The organism is uncultured Halovibrio sp. (assembly GCF_913056445.1).
Lineage (GTDB): Bacteria > Pseudomonadota > Gammaproteobacteria > Pseudomonadales > Oleiphilaceae > Halospina > Halospina utahensis_B.
Map to the genome: position 1 here is coordinate 1 of NZ_CAJXMA010000001.1, position 17,470 is coordinate 17,470.

At 63.3% G+C, this 17,470-nt stretch carries 24 protein-coding genes; 13 read left to right on the top strand and 11 right to left on the bottom strand.

Annotation, left to right across the window (positions count from 1 at the left end):
- Window positions 1-47 precede the first annotated feature (47 nt).
- From QZ501_RS00005 to QZ501_RS00020, 4 genes are read left to right on the top strand one after another with little or no spacing between them, the layout of a single operon-like run.
- Window positions 48-821, top strand: a complete 774-nt coding sequence (locus tag QZ501_RS00005; RefSeq protein ID WP_160898148.1) for a hypothetical protein — start codon at window positions 48-50, stop codon at window positions 819-821.
- Between the two features lie 21 nt (window positions 822-842).
- Entirely contained in the window at window positions 843-1,265 is a 423-nt protein-coding gene (locus QZ501_RS00010) for a hypothetical protein (RefSeq protein ID WP_160898149.1), read from the top strand.
- 13 nt (window positions 1,266-1,278) lie between these two features.
- Window positions 1,279-1,572 (top strand): nitrate/nitrite transporter NrtS, encoded by a 294-nt coding sequence (nrtS, locus tag QZ501_RS00015; protein WP_160898150.1) that lies wholly within the window; start codon window positions 1,279-1,281, stop codon window positions 1,570-1,572.
- 56 nt (window positions 1,573-1,628) lie between these two features.
- The gene (locus QZ501_RS00020) at window positions 1,629-2,357 is read left to right on the top strand and encodes a transporter substrate-binding domain-containing protein (protein ID WP_295716304.1); all 729 of its coding nucleotides are present in this window, start codon (window positions 1,629-1,631) and stop codon (window positions 2,355-2,357) included.
- Here the strand turns inward: QZ501_RS00020 and QZ501_RS00025 are convergent.
- A complete protein-coding gene (locus QZ501_RS00025) occupies window positions 2,347-2,883 on the bottom strand; it encodes a macro domain-containing protein (RefSeq protein WP_151440225.1) in 537 nt (178 codons plus the stop codon). The genes QZ501_RS00020 and QZ501_RS00025 overlap by 11 nt on opposite strands.
- A gap of 76 nt (window positions 2,884-2,959) precedes the next feature.
- The gene (locus tag QZ501_RS00030) at window positions 2,960-3,166 is read right to left on the bottom strand and encodes a DUF2905 domain-containing protein (RefSeq protein WP_295716311.1); all 207 of its coding nucleotides are present in this window, start codon (window positions 3,164-3,166) and stop codon (window positions 2,960-2,962) included.
- Window positions 3,167-3,244: 78 nt separating this feature from the next.
- Between QZ501_RS00030 and bluB the strand changes: the two genes are divergently transcribed.
- Both bluB and QZ501_RS00040 read left to right on the top strand, forming a co-directional pair.
- Entirely contained in the window at window positions 3,245-3,907 is a 663-nt protein-coding gene (gene bluB / locus QZ501_RS00035; protein WP_295716314.1) for a 5,6-dimethylbenzimidazole synthase, read from the top strand.
- Window positions 3,904-4,803, top strand: a complete 900-nt coding sequence (locus QZ501_RS00040) for a haloalkane dehalogenase (protein WP_151440222.1) — start codon at window positions 3,904-3,906, stop codon at window positions 4,801-4,803. The genes bluB and QZ501_RS00040 overlap by 4 nt, the downstream gene beginning before the upstream one ends.
- On the opposite strand, the gene QZ501_RS00045 is transcribed toward QZ501_RS00040, so the two are convergent.
- The 4 genes from QZ501_RS00045 to QZ501_RS00060 form a co-directional block, all read right to left on the bottom strand.
- The gene (locus QZ501_RS00045) at window positions 4,800-5,246 is read right to left on the bottom strand and encodes a thioesterase domain-containing protein (RefSeq protein ID WP_095616062.1); all 447 of its coding nucleotides are present in this window, start codon (window positions 5,244-5,246) and stop codon (window positions 4,800-4,802) included. The two genes, QZ501_RS00040 and QZ501_RS00045, sit on opposite strands and share 4 nt — an antisense overlap.
- Window positions 5,247-5,357: 111 nt before the next feature.
- Entirely contained in the window at window positions 5,358-5,792 is a 435-nt protein-coding gene (locus tag QZ501_RS00050) for a thioesterase family protein (RefSeq protein ID WP_095616063.1), read from the bottom strand.
- Window positions 5,792-6,928: an iron-containing alcohol dehydrogenase gene (locus tag QZ501_RS00055; RefSeq protein WP_160898153.1), complete on the bottom strand. Its 1,137-nt coding sequence runs from the start codon at window positions 6,926-6,928 to the stop codon at window positions 5,792-5,794. The genes QZ501_RS00050 and QZ501_RS00055 overlap by 1 nt, the downstream gene beginning before the upstream one ends.
- A complete protein-coding gene (locus QZ501_RS00060; protein ID WP_151440219.1) occupies window positions 6,928-7,551 on the bottom strand; it encodes a YbhB/YbcL family Raf kinase inhibitor-like protein in 624 nt (207 codons plus the stop codon). The genes QZ501_RS00055 and QZ501_RS00060 overlap by 1 nt, the downstream gene beginning before the upstream one ends.
- A 174-nt stretch (window positions 7,552-7,725) precedes the next feature.
- Between QZ501_RS00060 and QZ501_RS00065 the strand changes: the two genes are divergently transcribed.
- Genes QZ501_RS00065 through QZ501_RS00075 form a run of 3 tightly spaced genes read left to right on the top strand, consistent with a single transcriptional unit; the run spans window position 7,726 to window position 10,364 of the window.
- Window positions 7,726-8,832: a GGDEF domain-containing protein gene (locus QZ501_RS00065; protein WP_295716321.1), complete on the top strand. Its 1,107-nt coding sequence runs from the start codon at window positions 7,726-7,728 to the stop codon at window positions 8,830-8,832.
- A 33-nt stretch (window positions 8,833-8,865) separates the two neighbouring features.
- Entirely contained in the window at window positions 8,866-9,723 is an 858-nt protein-coding gene (locus QZ501_RS00070) for a MotA/TolQ/ExbB proton channel family protein (RefSeq protein ID WP_295716323.1), read from the top strand.
- Window positions 9,720-10,364 (top strand): OmpA family protein, encoded by a 645-nt coding sequence (locus QZ501_RS00075; RefSeq protein WP_295716324.1) that lies wholly within the window; start codon window positions 9,720-9,722, stop codon window positions 10,362-10,364. The genes QZ501_RS00070 and QZ501_RS00075 overlap by 4 nt, the downstream gene beginning before the upstream one ends.
- Here QZ501_RS00075 and QZ501_RS00080 read toward each other — a convergent pair.
- From QZ501_RS00080 to QZ501_RS00090, 3 genes are read right to left on the bottom strand one after another with little or no spacing between them, the layout of a single operon-like run.
- Complete coding sequence (locus tag QZ501_RS00080; protein ID WP_295716326.1) at window positions 10,350-11,327, bottom strand: GTP-binding protein; 978 nt, start codon at window positions 11,325-11,327, stop codon at window positions 10,350-10,352. The genes QZ501_RS00075 and QZ501_RS00080 overlap by 15 nt on opposite strands.
- Window positions 11,324-11,788 carry a cupin domain-containing protein gene (locus QZ501_RS00085; protein WP_160898158.1) on the bottom strand — a complete coding sequence of 155 codons (465 nt, stop codon included), beginning with the start codon at window positions 11,786-11,788 and terminating at the stop codon, window positions 11,324-11,326. The genes QZ501_RS00080 and QZ501_RS00085 overlap by 4 nt, the downstream gene beginning before the upstream one ends.
- Window positions 11,788-13,527: a potassium/proton antiporter gene (locus QZ501_RS00090; protein ID WP_151440213.1), complete on the bottom strand. Its 1,740-nt coding sequence runs from the start codon at window positions 13,525-13,527 to the stop codon at window positions 11,788-11,790. The genes QZ501_RS00085 and QZ501_RS00090 overlap by 1 nt, the downstream gene beginning before the upstream one ends.
- Window positions 13,528-13,682: 155 nt before the next feature.
- Here QZ501_RS00090 and QZ501_RS00095 point away from each other — a divergent pair, with 155 nt between their 5' ends.
- From QZ501_RS00095 to QZ501_RS00110, 4 genes are all read left to right on the top strand, one after another.
- Window positions 13,683-14,069: a hypothetical protein gene (locus QZ501_RS00095; RefSeq protein ID WP_151440212.1), complete on the top strand. Its 387-nt coding sequence runs from the start codon at window positions 13,683-13,685 to the stop codon at window positions 14,067-14,069.
- A 60-nt stretch (window positions 14,070-14,129) separates the two neighbouring features.
- Window positions 14,130-14,843, top strand: a complete 714-nt coding sequence (locus QZ501_RS00100; protein ID WP_151440211.1) for a metallophosphoesterase — start codon at window positions 14,130-14,132, stop codon at window positions 14,841-14,843.
- Window positions 14,844-14,860: 17 nt separating this feature from the next.
- A complete protein-coding gene (locus tag QZ501_RS00105) occupies window positions 14,861-15,376 on the top strand; it encodes a L,D-transpeptidase family protein (RefSeq protein WP_160898160.1) in 516 nt (171 codons plus the stop codon).
- A gap of 100 nt (window positions 15,377-15,476) precedes the next feature.
- Window positions 15,477-15,770 (top strand): Lpp/OprI family alanine-zipper lipoprotein, encoded by a 294-nt coding sequence (locus tag QZ501_RS00110; RefSeq protein ID WP_151440209.1) that lies wholly within the window; start codon window positions 15,477-15,479, stop codon window positions 15,768-15,770.
- Window positions 15,771-15,809: 39 nt separating this feature from the next.
- Here the strand turns inward: QZ501_RS00110 and queE are convergent, their stop codons facing one another.
- Both queE and queC read right to left on the bottom strand, forming a co-directional pair.
- Entirely contained in the window at window positions 15,810-16,472 is a 663-nt protein-coding gene (queE, locus tag QZ501_RS00115; RefSeq protein WP_160898161.1) for a 7-carboxy-7-deazaguanine synthase, read from the bottom strand.
- The gene (gene queC, locus QZ501_RS00120) at window positions 16,472-17,134 is read right to left on the bottom strand and encodes a 7-cyano-7-deazaguanine synthase QueC (RefSeq protein ID WP_295716333.1); all 663 of its coding nucleotides are present in this window, start codon (window positions 17,132-17,134) and stop codon (window positions 16,472-16,474) included. The genes queE and queC overlap by 1 nt, the downstream gene beginning before the upstream one ends.
- Window positions 17,135-17,470 lie beyond the last annotated feature (336 nt).

Consider the following 17,470-nt stretch of genomic DNA (forward strand, 5'->3'; position numbering starts at 1 on the left):
CCCGGCCATTGGCCGGGCCGGATTCAGACCGACAAAGGCTAGCCGCTATGATTGAGCTGACAACACCACGAGCCGCCGAACTGGACGACCTGACGCTGAAGGAACTGATGGAGGCCGGCGCGGAACTCGACACCTGCACCCGGGCGCTGACCAAGGGGGGCATCAACGTGGTTGGTGAACTCCTTCGCGGCCAGGGCACCTTCTACGAGATGGACCATTACCCAGAAGGCGATGTGTACGACGCGGACCATCACGCCCAGTATTATTACCACGCCCACCGGGACGATGCCGACGAGCATGGGCACTTCCACACCTTCCTGCGCGGTTCAGCACTTCCGGATAACATGATCCCGGCAACGGGGTTCCAGGAAACACAACCCTGGCCGCGGGGCGAGGATGTCGTGGCCCACCTGGTCGCGATCTCCATGGACGTCTGGGGGAAGCCAATCGGCCTTTTTGCCACCAATCGGTGGGTGACGGACGAGACCTGGTTTTCCGCTGAGGATGTCATCCGACAGATAGAACGCTTCCAGGTGGACCATGCCTGGCCCTCCTGGGCCGTCAATCTATGGCTTTCGGCCTTGATCCGGCTTTACAGGCCACATATCGAACAACTTCTGCGCCATCGCGATGCCGTAATAGCACGCCGCCACCTTGAGACGCCGGACACCGATGTCCTGGAGGACCGGTCGCTGGAAATCACCGGGCAGCTTGCCATCACCCCGGACCAATGGCAGGAGGCACTCGCCCGGGAATGGCGGAACCGCCATCTATCGACAGCGGATACTCCATCGCGTCAGCAATCCCACGTATCACACTGACACTCAAAAAAGGAGCGATTTATGACTGAATCCACAGCCGGCCGCCTGCCCATCGCACTGCTCGCCCTGCGTCTGGGTGTCTTCATCGTGATGGTCATGTGGACCCTCGATAAGCTTGTGCAACCCGAGCACACGGCCGGCGTGTTCGCGAATTTCTATGGTCTGTCCGGTCTCGGGCCCAGCATTTTCATGCTACTCGGTGTAGCCCAGCTGGTTCTGGTTCTGGCATTTGTGGCCGGTGCCTTCCGGCGGCTGACCTATGGGCTTATCTTCCTCCTGCACACGGTCTCCACGCTTTCCTCCTGGGCCCAGTACCTCGATGCGTTCAACAACCTGCTGTTCTTCGCCGCCTGGCCCATGCTGGCAGCCTGCTTTGCGCTGTACCTGCTGAGGGACCAGGATACTCTGTTCAGCATCGATGCAGCACGTAGCGCCAAACGGTAGGGACCAGGCCCAAATGAACATCGGCAAGTCGGGGTTACAGCGGCTGCCCCGTCAGTGTCGGCGAGCCCTGGTGCTCGCCGTCACCGACGGTACCCCGTGGCGCGCGCTTAAGCTCGCCGCGGTGGTCGGCACGCTGTTGGTCGCCATCAACCAGTGGGAAGCGTTGCTCGGCCAAGCCCAACTCTCCCTCCCCAAGGTATTTCTAACCTTCCTGGTTCCCTACCTGGTATCCACCTACACATCCGTTTCGAAGGATCTCCAGCGGACAGAGGAGACCCCCGTTCACAAAAGCCAGTCGCACGGCTGAAAGTAAGGCACTATCCTGCCCCCGAAACAGTCACCTAAAGGATGGATGTGCCTTTGTTGAGCGTAAACCGCATTCTGCCTGTCATCATTGCGTGGACGATGCTCGTGATCGCTCCTGCATGGGGTGAGGAAGGACGGCGTACGGTTCTGAAGGGCGCCTATATCGAATTCCCGCCTCTGACGTACACCGACGGGCAGGGAAAACCAGCAGGCCCCTACATGGAGGCAACCAACCGCCTCGCGCGCGAAGCCGGTTACAGGATCGAATGGCGAAGCCTTCCCATTGACCGGATCTACCTCTATCTGCGCGAAGGGAAGCTGGACCTATGGCTGGGGTCGCAGGGTGTGCCCGCGCTCTCGAGGTGGACACTGGAGCCGGACTTCTCGTTCCGCGATATACGCCTGCACGCCTATCACCTTGAGGAGACCGGGCCAGTATCCGATGTTACGGACCTGAAGGGCAGCCACCTGATCCAGATCCGGGGGTACACCTACATGAACCAGCTTGACCCCGCGACGGAAGCCGGAGCAACGCAGGTCGACCAGGCCTCAACACACCGGGCAGCCCTGCGTATGCTGAAGGCGGAACGCGGAGACTACCTGCTGGATTTTGAGGCGCCGGTCACCCAGACGCTGGAGAAACTCTCGTTTCCGGAGATTACACACAGCCCCATCACCTCCTGGGGCACGACACTGGTCTTCTCACGGAAGACAGAGGACGCCCGGCGCATCATCCGGGATTTCGAAGGCGCCTGGACCGAGGAGACCCATTCCCTCAGGCATTGAGGACGGACTCGAACACCTCTTCGTGCAGAATGCGATCCTCCTCACTGAACAGCACCCAGCGCAGACGGCGGACGGACTGCAGGCTCCCCGAGCGGGCCAGAATCGTGCGCGACGCCACCTCCGCGGCCTGTTCCATGGGAAAGCCGAAAGCCCCCGTGGAAATCGCCGGGAAAGCAACGGACTCCAGCCCGGCATCCTCAGCCAGCTCAAGTGCCCGCTGATAGCAGCTGGCAAGCAGGGTTGAAGCGGGGTCGTCCACCCCGTGAACCGGACCCAGGCAATGGATGATGTACCGGTTGGGCAGGTTCGGGGCAGACGTCATCACAGCCTCGCCCGTATTGATGGGCGCCAGGGGACGGGTCTCCTCATCCAGCTCCGAGCCTGCTGCCCGATGGATGGCTCCTGCAACACCGCCGCCCATACGCAGTTCCGCGTTGGCCGCGTTCACGATCGCATCCATATCCGACTGATCGGTGATGTCGCCCTGAACCACCTCCACCTCAATACCGTTCGCCTGGAATCCCATCGGGTCTAACCTCTTTCAATCCACTGTCGTTTCATTATTGGAGCGCTCCGCAGGGTGCGTAAAGAGCCACCGGCCGCTAGCGGGAGAAGAGGTTCAGAACGAGGGTCAGTATCACGCTGACAAGGATCATCGAGGTCAGGGGGACGAACACGCGTGTCTGGCCGCTCTCGTAGCGGATGTCACCGGGCAGCCGGCCAAACCAGCTGAGCAGCCAGGGCATGGTGTGAAGCACCACCCCGATCACCACCAGAATGAGGCCGGCCAGTATGAACCAGCGCGCCATGGCGAACCTCCGGAGGATTCACTGAAAGAAAGCGCCTTCTGGGTTATCCTGCGGCTTTTACCGACAGCGTCAATGCCCATGGAACCGCAACACGCCTTCAGTGACCAGGAGCGCAGGGCGCTCTATCGATGCATCGCCGAGCGCCGCGATATGCGCCATTTCCTGCCGGATCCGGTCCCGGAAGAGGTGCTGATGCGGGTTCTCCAGGCCGCCCATAGGGCGCCCAGCGTCGGGCTTATGCAGCCCTGGCACTTCATCCGCGTAACGGAACCGCAGTTGCGCGAGCGCATCTATGAAATGGTGAACACCGAGCGGGAGCGTACAGCGGAGGCCCTGGGTGAGCGGGGCAACGAGTTCATGAAACTGAAGGTGGAGGGCATCCGCGACTGCGGGGAACTGCTGGTGGTGACCCTGCGGGATGGCCGCGAAAGGCACATCTTCGGCCGCCGCACACTGCCGGAGATGGATCTGGCGTCCGCCTCCTGCGCCATCCAGAACCTGTGGCTGGCCGCCCGCGCGGAAGGCCTGGGCATGGGCTGGGTATCATTGTTCGATCCCCGGGCGCTGGCCGAACTCCTGTCCATTCCGGAGGAAGGTCACCCCATGGCCATCCTCTGCCTCGGGCATGTGGAGGCGTTCTACGAACGCCCGATGCTGGAGATCGAAGGTTGGACCGAAGGGCTCTCCCTGAAGCACTTTCTCTCCGAAAACCAATACCGCGCTGCCGAGGAGGACTCATGAGCAAGGACATACTGCGCACCCCGGAATCCCGATTCGAGCGCCTGCTCGATTACCCGTTCGAACCCCATTACCGGGATGTGGACGGACTGCGGATGCACTACCTCGACGAGGGCCCGGCGGATGCGGACCCGGTGCTCATGCTCCACGGCGAACCGAGCTGGTCCTACCTGTACCGGCACATGATCCCGGTCTGCGCCGCTGCCGGCCACCGGGTCATCGCCCCGGACCTGATCGGCTTCGGCAAATCCGACAAGCCTGCCCGCATCGAGGACTACAGCTACCAGTCCCACATGGATTGGCTGGGTAACCTGATCGAACAGCTGGATCTCAAGCGAATCACCCTGGTCTGCCAGGACTGGGGCTCGCTCCTTGGCCTGCGTTACGCGGCCGAGAACCCGGAACGCTTCCGCGCCATCGTGGTGGGTAACGGCATGCTGCCAACCGGTGACCAGGCGATGCCCAGGGCGTTCCAGCTCTGGAAGACCTTCGCGCTCTATTCGCCGGTGTTCCCGCCCGCGCGCATCGTGGATGTGGGCAGCTTTCGACGGCTCAGCCGCGACGAACGCCGGGCCTACGAGGCGCCGTTCCCCTCGCGCCACTACAAGGCGGGGGCCCGCGCGTTCCCGGCCCTGGTACCGGCATCGCCCAACGATCCGGCAACGGAAGCCAACCGCCGGGCCTGGGAGGTTCTCAGCCAGTGGGACAAACCCTTCCTTACCACCTTCAGCAATGGTGACCCTATTACCAAAGGTGGCGACCGCTACATGCAGGAGCGTGTTCCGGGCGCCCAGGGGCAGCCCCACGTCACCCTCAAGGGCGGGCACTTCCTGCAGGAGGACTCGCCCGTTCCGTTCGCGCGCGCCATCAACGAGCTGCTCGCGCGCATGAACGGCTAACCCTGGGTCAGGGCCACGAACTCACCCGTGAGGTGGCCCGCCGGCTCACCGGCGAACGTCAGGATTGATTCCACACGGATGCGGGCCCGGCCCCGGCGTTCCAGAGTCTTACGGAAACGCTCCCAGCGCTCCGGGTCCGCCAGCCGCGCCTCGGCAGTGAAGGCACCGTGGATGGGCCTTTCATAGTCCATGGCGTTGCGCTGGATCACCAGCTGCGCTTCCAGGCCCGCGTCGCGCACCCGCAGGTGCAGCAGTGACCAGGCGGACAGGATGGCCACGGCCGAGGCGCTGCCCCCGAAGACCGTGGCGCGGTGGTTGATATTCGGCTCCAGGGGCGCTTCAACCCTAACCGACTCCGGCGAGGCGGCGTTTACGGACACGCCCATGGCTTCAGAAATGGGGATATGCTTGTGCAGGTACTGCTGCAATTCGGATGGGGACATGGGTCACTCCAGCATGCCAGTCATAGCGTCAACCTGAACCGCAAGGATACCGCTCCACGCAGGTCACAGGAATGGGGGGAATCCGGGGGTCAGGGAAGCCCCCGAGGCGCATCATGCACCGAGCCGCTCGATGGCCTCCCTCAGCGGCCCCGGAATGGGCGTGGGTTCATCCGTGGCGCGGTTGACGAACACATGCACAAACCGACCCTGGGCCAGGGGGCGGCCATCGTGGCCGCCGAAAACACCAATGCCCCAGGTCACGGAACTGTTGCCCAGCCGCTCCACGCGCAGGCCCACCTCCACCGGCTCGGGGTAGGCCACCGAGCGGTAATACTCACACCCGGAACTCACCACATACGCGATCACGGGTCCGTTGTAGATGTCCAGGCCACCATCCTCGATGAGGAACCGGTTAACCGCTGTGTCAAACCACGCGTAGTAGGTCACGTTGTTCACATGCCCATAGAGGTCATTGTCGTGCCAGCGGGTGGTGATCGTCTGGAAGGCATCGAAGGCACCGCGTGGCAGCGGCTCGTCTCCGGCCATCAGAAGGCCTCCCGGTAGATCGCCAGGGCATCCGCCTCGGTGACATCACGCGGGTTGTTCACCAGCAGCCGCTGCTGCTTCATGGCATCGGCGGCCAGGGTCGGCAGAAAATCCTCGCTGATGCTCATCTCCCGCAGTGTGCGCGGCAGTTCGACCGCCTCAATCAACGCGGTCATGCGGCTGACCAGATCCCCATCGCCACCATTGCGCACCAGCGGTGCCAGCTCCTCATACAGAGCGCCCGCCACGGGCTGGTTGAAGCGCAGGACCTGGGGCAGGACCAGGGAGTTGCTGAGACCATGGGGAATGTGGAAGTGGCCCCCAAGCGGGTAGGCCAGTGCATGCACAGCGGCCACCGGCGCATTGGCGAATGCCTGGCCGGCCTGCATGGCGCCCAGCAGCATGCCTGCCCGGGCGTCACGGTTTTCGCCGTTGTGCACGGCTTCCACGATGTTGCTGGAAAGCTGCGCCAGCGCTTCCCGCGCCAGGGCATCCGAGACCGGGTTCCTTCGATGGGCGCTGGTGTAGGCCTCGATGGCGTGCACCATGGCGTCGATGCCCGTGGCGGCCGTGACCTGCGGCGGCAGCCCCAGCGTCAGGTCCGGGTCCAGCAGCGCCAGGTCCGGCAGCAGCAGGGGTGAGACGATGCCGGACTTGGTGGTCTCGCCGGTGGTGATGATCGCGATGGGCGTCACTTCGGAGCCGGTGCCCGCGGTGGTGGGCACCTGGATCAGGGGCAGTCGGCGACCGCTTGCCATGCCCACGCCATAGAGCTCCTCCAGCGACTGATCACAGCCATCCGAGGCCAGCAGGGCCACGACCTTGGCCACGTCCATCGAGCTGCCGCCACCGAAGCCCACCACCAGGTCCGCGCCGCAGTCCCGTGCGCGCTCAGCGGCCGCCCGCACGGTGGTGTCCGGCGGGTCCGCTTCCACCCCGCTGAACCAGTCCACCGCCAGCCCTTCGTCGACAAGCCCGGCCTGCGCCTCATTCAGAAGCCCCGCCTTGATGATGCCGGGGTCCGTCACGATGAACACCGAGCGGGCCCCACGCTCACGACAGTACGCGGCAAGGCTGGCGGCGCCCCCGCTCGCCATGGCGATCGAGGGCGTGGTGTTGAAGGTGAAGTCACGCATCAGCGCAGATCCGGGTTCAGGGTATAGGTGGCCGTTACCGACGCCTGATCCAGAATATGCCCCTCCATCGCCTTCTCCACATCGGGGCCGCGGAACTCATCCCCCAGGTCCAGGTGCTCCACATCAAGCGCGAACACGGTGAAGATGTAGTGGTGCACGATCTCGTCGTTCCAGGGCGGGCAGGGCCCGTCATAACCGGCATAGGTACCGGCAAGCTCCGGGTCGCCAGCGAGGAAGTCCGTGTAATCATTGATGCCACGCTTACCCAGGGCATCCTTCGAAGGGGATTTGCCCTTGGGCACCACCCCGTTGGACTCCTTGCCTTCCTCGATGCGGGCCACCGTCGGCGGTACATCCACGAGCAGCCAGTGGTAGAAGTCCACGCGCGGAATCTTCTTCGAAACGGTCTTGCCTTCCTGGTTCACATCGCCGGCCTCACTGGGCACATCCGGGTCCTTGATCATGACCACGAAACTGCGTGTGCCCTCGGGTACCCCCGACCAGGTGACTTCGGGGTTGAGATTGCGCCCCAGGGCCATGTGGTTGTCCGGGTCATACACGCCGAACGCAAAGTGCTCCGGAACGGGCTGGCCCTCGTTGATGTCCTTGACTTGGATGTCCATGCACACCTCCTCTGACGGGATGGATTACTGATGCCATTGAGCCTTGCCTGGGCCCGCCAGTGCAACCCCCACCATGGTCGTAACGCGCTCCCCGGCGCACACGACCCAGTGCAAACGCCGTCGTGTGCACTACACTTCCATGGCAGTCAGCAGCTCGCGCGAAAGATACCCATAATGGCCGAAGCCACGCCCCCAACAGCACCGGATCCCGCCTCGGAATCCACCGAGACCCGTTCCGACATCGTGCACCTGGTACGGATACTGTCTGTGGCCGCGGCCCTGGCCCTGTTCTTCTTCACCTGGCGCAATACCTACGTGACCGCTGACCCACGCTGGTTCGGGACCGTGATGGCCGCCTTCGGCGGCATCCTGATCGCCAACCTTCTTCTGCATCTGTTGACCGAGAACCTGGCCCAGCTGCGCTGGGGTTTCATCGCCACCATCACGGCCGTACTCATCTTTGTGGCCCTCTCAGGCGTGGAGCAGGGCAGCGGCGTCATGTGGCTCTATGTCTATCCGCCCGTGGTGTTCTACATCTCGAGCCCCCGATTCGGGGTGATCAGCTGCGTGGCGGGCTGGCTGACGCTGGTGGTGGCGCTGACACCGCTCGGGCGGCTTATTTTCAGTGTGGCCGAGTACCCGTTGCCGTTCCGGCTCGTGCTGGCCACGTCGCTCGCCTTTGTGATGGTGTTCAGCTACCTGCTGGACCGGGCCCGGCGCCAGCATGCCGAGCGCCTGCGCCAGATGGCCGAAATCTTCGAACACGCCGCCACCCATGATGCCCTGACCAATCTCGCTAACCGGCGGGAGGGCACGGACCGGCTGGCCCGGGAGTTCGCGCGCTTCCAGCGCAACGACACCCCGTTCAGCGTTATCCTGGCCGACATTGACCATTTCAAGACCATCAACGACACCCTGGGCCACGGTGTCGGGGATCAGGTGATCCAGACCATCGCCACGCGGCTCACTTCGGGCTGCCGGAAAATGGATTCGGTCATCCGTTGGGGCGGCGAGGAATTCCTGGTGGTCCTGCCCGGCACCGCCGAATCCGAGGCCATCACCACCGCCCAGCGCATCCGCCAGCAGATCGTCGAGCAACCGGTGACCGCCGACGGGCGCCCGCTCGAAGTGACCTGCAGCTTCGGGGTGGCGGAGATACGCCCCTCCGATGCCATCCAGGCGCTGCTCCAGCGCGCCGATGAACGCCTCTACCATGCCAAGACCACGGGCAGGAACCGGATCATCAGCCGGCGCTTTGGTTATGGGTCAGGTGGCCGTTAACGACATGCACACGGAATCCAACAGGGACCATTCATGAACCCCTCCACTCTCATTGGCATTCTCGGCGGGCTCGGTCTTTTCGCCACCATTTTCCTGAATGCCGTCTCCGACCCCTCCCTGTTCATCAACCTGCCGGGGCTGGGCATCGTGATTGGCGGCACGCTGGCCGCAACCTTCATCAGCTACCCCATCCGCGAAGTGCTGAGCATCTTCCGGCTCATCGGCACGGTTCTGCGCAACGAGCGCCTGTATACGGAGGACGACATCGAGGAACTGATGCGCATCACGCGGCTCTTCCAGACCGGTCAGATGCCGGCCGTGGAAAAGGAGCTCCAGAACGTGAACAACCCCTTCCTGCGGACCGGCATCCAGCTGGCGGTGGACCTGACCCCGGAAGAGGACGTCCTCGACCTGATGCAATGGCGGATCGCACGGCTCCAGGCCAAGGAGCATGCGGAAGCGCAGCTGTTCCGTGTCATGGCGGGGTTCGCCCCCGCCTTCGGGATGATCGGCACACTGGTGGGGCTGATCAACATGATGTTCCAGCTGGGAAGTGGCGATATGGAGCTGATCGGCCAGAGCCTGGCCGTGGCGCTGATGACCACCTTCTACGGCATCCTGCTGGCCAACCTGGTGCTCAAGCCGATTGCGGTGAAGCTTGAACGGCGCACCGAACAGCGCATGATCGTGATGCACATGGTCATGCAGGGGGTCTCCATGATGTTCCGCAAGCGCCGCCCGACCCTGATGCGCGAAACCCTGAACTCCTTTGTGGCCGACCACATTAACGAGATCCGCGACGGAAACGGGAGTTCGTCGCACCAGGGCCTGTTCTCGAAACTGAAAGACCGCCTCCGGAAACATGATGACGACGGGGATCCGGACGCATGAGCGAGGACACCACACCGCCCCGGACGCCGCCCCATAAGGCCATAGAGCTCAGGGACAGCACGGAGGAGGAGAGTTGGCTGCTGGTCTATCTGGACGTCATGACGCTGCTGGTGGTCATGTTCGTGGTCATGCTTACCTTTGCCGGTGACGGAGATCCCGAGACCGCGGCTGATACCACGGAACCAGCCCCCGAAGTGCAAGGGCCCTCCCCCCATCCGGCGGACTGGCCCGAGGGCAGCCTGGGCGACGACATCGAGACCAGCCGCAGCGACGAAGGGCTCCGCCTGCGCATCAGCAGCGGTCTGCTGTTTGAATCAGGCCAGGCCGAGCTCTCACACAAGGGACTCGATACACTCGCGGAGCTGGTACCGACACTGGAGCAGTCCTCCCATCCCATTGTGGTCACGGGCCACACGGACGATGTACCGATCACAACGGATCGTTACCCCTCCAACTGGGAGCTGTCGTCGGCACGGGCGGCGCAGGTTGTGCGTTTCTTTCAGAAAGAGGGGATCAGTCCGGAACGCATGACGGCCGTGGGCAAGGCCCACATCGAGCCCAGGGCCAGCAATGAGACCGCCGAGGGCCGTGCACGCAATCGCCGTGTGGAGCTGCTTCTGAGGCTATCACCCGCCGACTAGGGCCGCACTCAGGCGCTGATTCAGGTCCTCCGCGTCCGGAGACTCATCCATGATGATTTCCAGCCGGTTTTCCCAAGCCGGATCAACGCCCGCCTCGCTCAAAGCATCACCAGCTCTGTTGAGCGCCACCCAGCCCTGATCCGTGCGCATCACACCCTTGATGCGGCGCCAGTCGTCGCCGTGGCAGAAGGCCGCAAGCTTCCGGTGATCAAAACAGTAATCCGGGCTGATTCGCCAACCGCAGCTGTAGTGATCATCGCCACTGTTAAGGTACTGCTGCCATGGCTGCGCGGAAAGCGGCGGCGCTTCGGCGGGCACCGCGCCGTGATGGTGCTCGTGGGCGTGCGGATCCCCCGCCTTACGGTCGCTGTGAGCCCGGGAGAGCCAATCCAGTTCCAGGCGGCCATGGTCTGTCTCGGTCACCAGCGCCTTGGGCGGCTCAAACCCGGCAGCCCATTCATGGAAACGGGCCCGATCCGCGTCGCTGCAAAGGTCGGTCTTGTTGGCCACCAGCACATCGGCAACCGCCGCCTGGTCCTGGAAGTGGACATTGCTGAGCACCCGCTCCTCGGCCAGGCGTCGCGGATCCACAAGACAGAGCACGGAGGCCAGGTGGAGCACCCCCTGGTAACCGCTCCCGGTCAGGGTTTCGATCACCTGGCTCGGGTGCCCCAGGCCGGTGGGCTCGATCAGAAGCCGGTCCGGTTTCTCGCGCCGGATCAGCTCGTTCAGGGCCACCTGCATGGGCAGACCGGCCACGCAGCACATGCAGCCGCCAGGCACCTCGCGCACCGCGACCCCTCCGGATTCCATCAGGGCGCCGTCCACGCCCACTTCCCCGAACTCATTGACCAGAACGGCCCAGCGCTCGCCTTCAGGGCGCCGCTGCATCAGATCCATGATGGCGGTGCTCTTGCCCACCCCCAGGAACCCCAGAATCAGGTGTGCGGGAATACTGCTCATCGCGTCAGCCTTCGTATCAGCCGTTCATCCTCGGGAAACGCTGCCATCAGTGTCTCCGGCTCACCCCACTCGAAATCCTCGAAGTCAAAACCCGGGCTCACGGTACAGCTGACCAGCACATAGCTGGTCTCTGGCGCGGGCTCGGCGGCGAACCAGGTATTGGGCTCAATGGTCAGGGTCAGTTCCGACTGGCTGCCGAGTTTATGGGTGGCGATGCCGCTGTCATCGGCGCAGTGGACCAGCACCGGACCGCCCGCATGCCAGTGCCAGAGCTCATGGCTGCGCAGCCGGTGCCAGGCGCTGTACTGGCCTTTTTCCAGCAGGTAGTGGATGGCCGTCATGGTAGGGCGACTGCCATGCTCGGTGCGCACATTGATCGGGCTGGCAAAAAAGCGCCGATACCAGCCGCCTTCCGGATGGGGCGCCAGCCCCAGTTCCTGTTTCCAGTGTTCTGCGTCCATCATGACTCCGTGATTTGCGCGTTGGTGCTGCGACTGTGCAGATTCAGGCCGACCCGGGTCACCGCATCGCCGGAAACCGCCTTGACCACCAGTTTGATTGGCCCCATGCGCAGCTTGTCACCCACCACCGGATGCCCGTGCGCCCGGCGGAAGCACTCCGACAGTGTGTCGCCGGGATCATAGCCGGAGATGTCGATGCCATAGAAGAGTTCCACGTCCCCGACCGTGGCATCGCCGTTGAGAACGAACTCGCCGAAGAACTGGCGATCCTCCAGTGGACTGGTCCGTGGATGGGTATCAAAGAGTTTGCTCATTTCGTCCAGCTGCCCCGGTGAGGCCATAACCGCCACCAGATCCCCCTCCGCGAGTTCCGTTTCCACGCCCGGGTGAAACAGTTCTGAGTCACGGAAGACGCCAGCGCAGATCACATGCCGGGGCAGATTCAGTTCACTGAACGGCAGCGGTTCCCGCCACCGCTCGCCGGTCAGCTCAAAGACCATCAGCTCATGGTCGCCGGAGCCGGGCAGATCCAGTGGCAGCCGGCGCCGCGGCTCTTGGCCCGAGGGCACCTCGAGACGCAGGCGATGGGCCAGGGGCGCCAGGGTTGTGCCCTGGACCAGCAGTGACACCAGAACCACGCAGAACGCCACGTTGAACAGCAGGTGCGCATGCTCGATGCCGGCCATGACCGGGAACAGTGCCAGAACAATAGGCACCGCGCCACGCAGCCCGACCCAGCTGATGAACACTTTCTCCCGCGCATGGAAGCCGAAGGGCCAGAGTGTTGCCAGCACGGCTATGGGCCTGGCCAGCAGGATCAGCACCGCGGCAACGACCAGCCCTGGAATCAGCAGGTCCACCAGTTCGGACGGCGTGACCAGCAGCCCGAGAATCAGGAACAGTGCCATCTGGGCCAGCCACGCGAGCCCGTCGTGCATCTGCAGCACTGCCGGCAGCATACGGATCCGCCGATTGCCCAGCACCACGCCACTGAGATAGATCGCCAGGAACCCGCTCCCGCCCAGACTGTTGATGCCGGCAAACACCACCAGGCCACCGGAGGCCACCAGCAACGGATAGAAGGCCGGTACCAGCTGTACCCGGTTGATCAGAGCAGCCAGCAGCCGCCCTCCCAGCAGGCCACCCGCCACGCCCAGCCCGAACTGCTGGACGAGAAGCCAGAGGCTTTCGAGCAGCGGTGTCTGACCGCTGCTCTGGATGAACGACAGCAGCACCAGGGTCAGGAAGATGGCCATGGGGTCGTTGCTGCCGGATTCGATTTCCAGGGTGGCACTGACGCGGTCATTCAGATGCAGACCACGCCCCTGGAGCAGGGAGAATACGGCGGCCGCGTCCGTCGAGGATACAATCGCCCCCATCAGCAGCGCCACGGCCAGCGGCAGGTCGAACAGCCAGAATGCAGCCAACCCTGTCAGTCCGGCGGTGATCGCCACCCCCACGGTGGCCAGGCTGAGCGCCGGTTTCAGCCCTACCCGGAAGCTCTCGCGCCGCGTTCTCAGGCCACCGTCGAGCAGTATGATAGCCAGGGCCAGGTTGCCTACCAGAAAACCGGTTCCGAAATCATTGAACGGCAGCCCCCCCGGTCCGTCTTCTCCGGCAAGCATGCCGATGGCCAGAAACAGCAGCAGCACCGGCATGCCGATCCGGCTCGACAGCGGACTGAGCAGGATACTCAGGCTGAGCAGCAGGCCAATGAACAGAAGAAGGTCGGTGGTCAATCGGTCCTCCCCGGACTGTTTTTTTACCCGGCTTTAAGGATGATGGCTGCAAAACGCAGCTGTTTCAGTTTCAATGGAACCGGTAGTGCGCTTGAGCGTCCTGTACGGAGTCAATGCACCAATTTGCCTGTTTCAGCAACCCGGAGAAACCCTCTATGACCGATGAGGTACTGGTTCTGGACGTGCGTTTCGCCGTCCACCAGCTCAGAAGCACCGACCTGATCCCTGCCGGGGTCTTCCGGACCCCCTATTACTGGATCGGGCGTACCGCCGGGTTTCTGTCACTCATCTGTGATGAGTCACTGTCGCTGCCGGCCGCCGACACCAGCACCGGCTGGCTCTGCCTCAATATCCGCACCGGCGATCCGGTGCTCCCGGAAGTGGCGCAGAATCTGCGCAACAGCGGCATCGGCTTTGTCCCACTGCCTTCCGGCGCTGGCGCCTACGGCCTGGTTCCGGAACACCAGTTGGCGCAAACACGCACCCAGCTGGAAGCCGCCGGCTACCGCGTCAGGGATGAGGCTGAAACGGGTTCCGCCTGAAACCTGTTCCCTGCTAGCTTGGGGTGTATCCTGCAGGACCAGACTGGAAACCCATATATCATGCACGACCTGACACAGCATCGCTATTTCCGGCGCAACCAGCGTGGCCGTGATTTCGTGGTCAGTGATCTTCACGGCCGTCTGGATCGGCTTGACTACCGGCTGGAACAGCAGGGGTTCGACCCCGGGCGCGACCGTCTGTTCGCCGTTGGGGACCTTGTTGATCGCGGCGACAACAGTGCCGCCCTGGTCGAGCGCCTGGAGGAACGCTGGTTCTTCAGCGTACTCGGCAACCACGAACTGATGCTGCTGGATGCACTGGCTGACCCGGGCGCACGGGTGCTGCACGAGCACAACGGGGGGCGCTGGTTTCACCGCCAGCCCTCCGGGGCACAGCTCTACCAGGGCACTCTGCTGCACCAGCACCTGTCCCTGGCCTTTACAGTGGAAACCATGAACGGTTCCGTGGGCATCATCCACGCCACCGCCCCCTCGGACTGGCGTACCGTGCAGGAAGTCCCCATGGATGAAGGCCAGTGGGAGGAACTGGTCTGGGACCGGTCCGACTACAACCAGGCCCTGCGTGCCCCGGCACTGGTTCCCCCGGTACGCCACGTGACCCGCGTGGTGCACGGCCATGTCTCCTGCGACCAGCCGATACATGCGGCCAACCGTTTCTGGATTGACACGCTTTACCGGGGTGGTGATATTACCCTGATACCGATCCCGGCCCTGCTCGGCATTCCCGAGCACCAGCGTTCCAGCGCAGGCTGAGACCCACGGGGAGAACCATGCGTCGATCCATAACAGCCGCCACTGTTCTGCTGTTCCTGTTGCCTCTGATCCAGTCTTTCCCGGCAACCGCCATCAGTGACGGCACACCCCATGCAGACCGGGTGCTGGTGATCAAGAGCGAGCGCAGGCTGTACCTGATCCGTGACGGCAAACGCATTGAAAGTTTCCGGGTATCCCTGGGGCAGGAGCCGGAAGGGCACAAACTTTTCGCCGGCGACAACCGTACCCCGGAGGGCCAGTACACCCTGGATTGGCGCAATCCCGAGAGTGACTACTACCGCTCCATCCACATCTCCTACCCCAACTCCGAGGATCGCCGCAAGGCCCGGGCATGGGGGCAGGACCCCGGAGGTAACATCATGATCCACGGACTGCCCAATGACGCGGACAAGTGGAACTTCGCCTTCGAGGGGCTCGACTGGACGGATGGCTGCATTGCCGTTAACAACCGGGCAATGGATGAGATCTGGCGCCGGGTTACCGTTGGTACACCGATTGAAATCAGGCCGTGAAAACGGTTTTCACAAACCGTCACTTTGCTACACTTGAAGCGGCATGGACTCCTCACGCTGAGTCCCGCCGAATATTAACCCGAAGAAAAAGGGGACTATCATGAAAAAGCTGACGCTCGCAGGAATTACCCTGACCGCTGTTGCACTGGGCGGCTGCGCAAGCACCAACAACGACGCCATGAATACGGCGGACGATGCAATGGACACAGCAAACGATGCCATGAGCACGGCGGAGAGTGCTGACAGCAGTGCGGCTGATGCACAGGCGCGGGCTGACGAAGCCTACGAGCTGGCTCAGGAAGCGCTCGAGCGCGCCAAGAATGCCGAGCAGTCGGCTGAGGAAGCCAACGAGCGGGCCAAGCGCATGCTGGACCGCGCTACCGGCAAGGAGTAAGCCGGTACGGGGAAGCCGCCCCAGGGCGGCTTCCTTCCCTCATTCTATACCCACCATCTTGTGCATCTGAACACTCAGCCGCCAGCGCGGATGCGCCATGCAGTAACGGATGGCCTCACGCGTGCTTGCATCCCGGACCAGATCCCGCTCCGCCCCCGCATCCGGTGATGACATGGGTGAAAGCAACCGTGCCCGCGCCTCGATATCGTCATAGTCCGCTGGATCCTGGCCCTGCTGGGGATACACCAGTTTCAGTTCATCACAGCGCCTGATACGGATACCGGTACCCGCCTTGGGGCTGACGCAGAGCCAGTCGATGCCATCCGGGGCATCCAGCGTGCCGTTGGTCTCCACCGCCACGAAGAAATGGCGCTGGTGGAATGCCTCCAGGAGGGCCCCATCCAGCTGCAACAAGGGTTCGCCGCCGGTACACACCACCATGGGGGATTCCTCAATGCTTCCGGAGCCCGGCCAGAGAGACGCGATATGGTCCACGAGCTCTTCAGGCGTCTCGAATACGCCCCCATTGGGCCCATCGGTCCCCACAAAATCCGTATCGCAGAACTGGCACACGGCCGTGGCCCGGTCCTTTTCCCGGCCAGTCCAGAGGTTGCACTTGCTGAAGCGGCAGAAAACGGCAACCCGCCCTGCCTGAAGCCCCTCCCCCTGGAGGGTGGTGAAGGCTTCCTTGATCCGGTACATCAGTGCGCATCCTCATAGGGCAGGGGATCTGTGACGCCGTGGGCGGCGAAGGCCTCGAGCCGTTCCGTGCAGGCCCCGCAACGGCCGCAGGCCCGGGTCCGGCCGTTGTAACAGGTCCAGGTACGGCTGTAGTCCAGGTCCATGGCGAGCCCCTCACCCAGGATCTGACCCTTGGTGAAGTGCATGAAGGGTGCCGCCACGCGTACAGCTTCGTAGTTGGCCACGCGGGCAACCCGGTCCATCTGCTCGATGAACTCAGGCCGGCAGTCGGGATAGATGGCATGATCACCGCCATGGGCCCCGTACCAGACCGCCTCGGCGCCGCGACTCACCGCATGGCCGATGGCCAGCGACAGCAGGATCATGTTGCGGTTGGGCACCACAGTAGCCTTCATGGTGGCTTCCTCGTAATGCCCCTCCGGCACGGGTTCTGAATCGGTCAGCGCGGAACCGGCCAGCAGACTCTGGATACTGGTGATGTCGACCACTTCGTGATCAATCCCGAGCTCCCGGGTGACGGCCCGGGCACAGTCGAGTTCCCGGGCATGGCGCTGGCCGTAGTCAAAGGACAGGGCATGCACGTGCCAGCCCTCCGCCAGCGCCCGGTGCAGCAGCGTGTAGGAGTCCATGCCTCCTGAATAGATGACAACAATACGGCTCATTGGGATTCCCGTGCGGTTGGCCTGGTGCCCATTCTATCAACCATGAGCGGATTACGGAGGCTCTGTAGGGACTACCCGCAGCCGCTCTTGAAAAAGCCCGGTTCCGGGATACACTGAGGGTATGGAGTCAGAAGGCACTTATACCATGACAACAGGTGGTAACCCCGTGGGGGTGACATCCATTACGACACGAAAGCACCCGCTGACGACCGCGGGCTCCTGAACGGTATGCAAGGCCGGAGGGAGCCCTGCGGGGTCGCCTCCGGTCGGTCGGGCTGATGCCCTGTCCGATAGCCCGGAGGTGACCGCCTCCGGGCTTTTTCGTTGTATTGAATC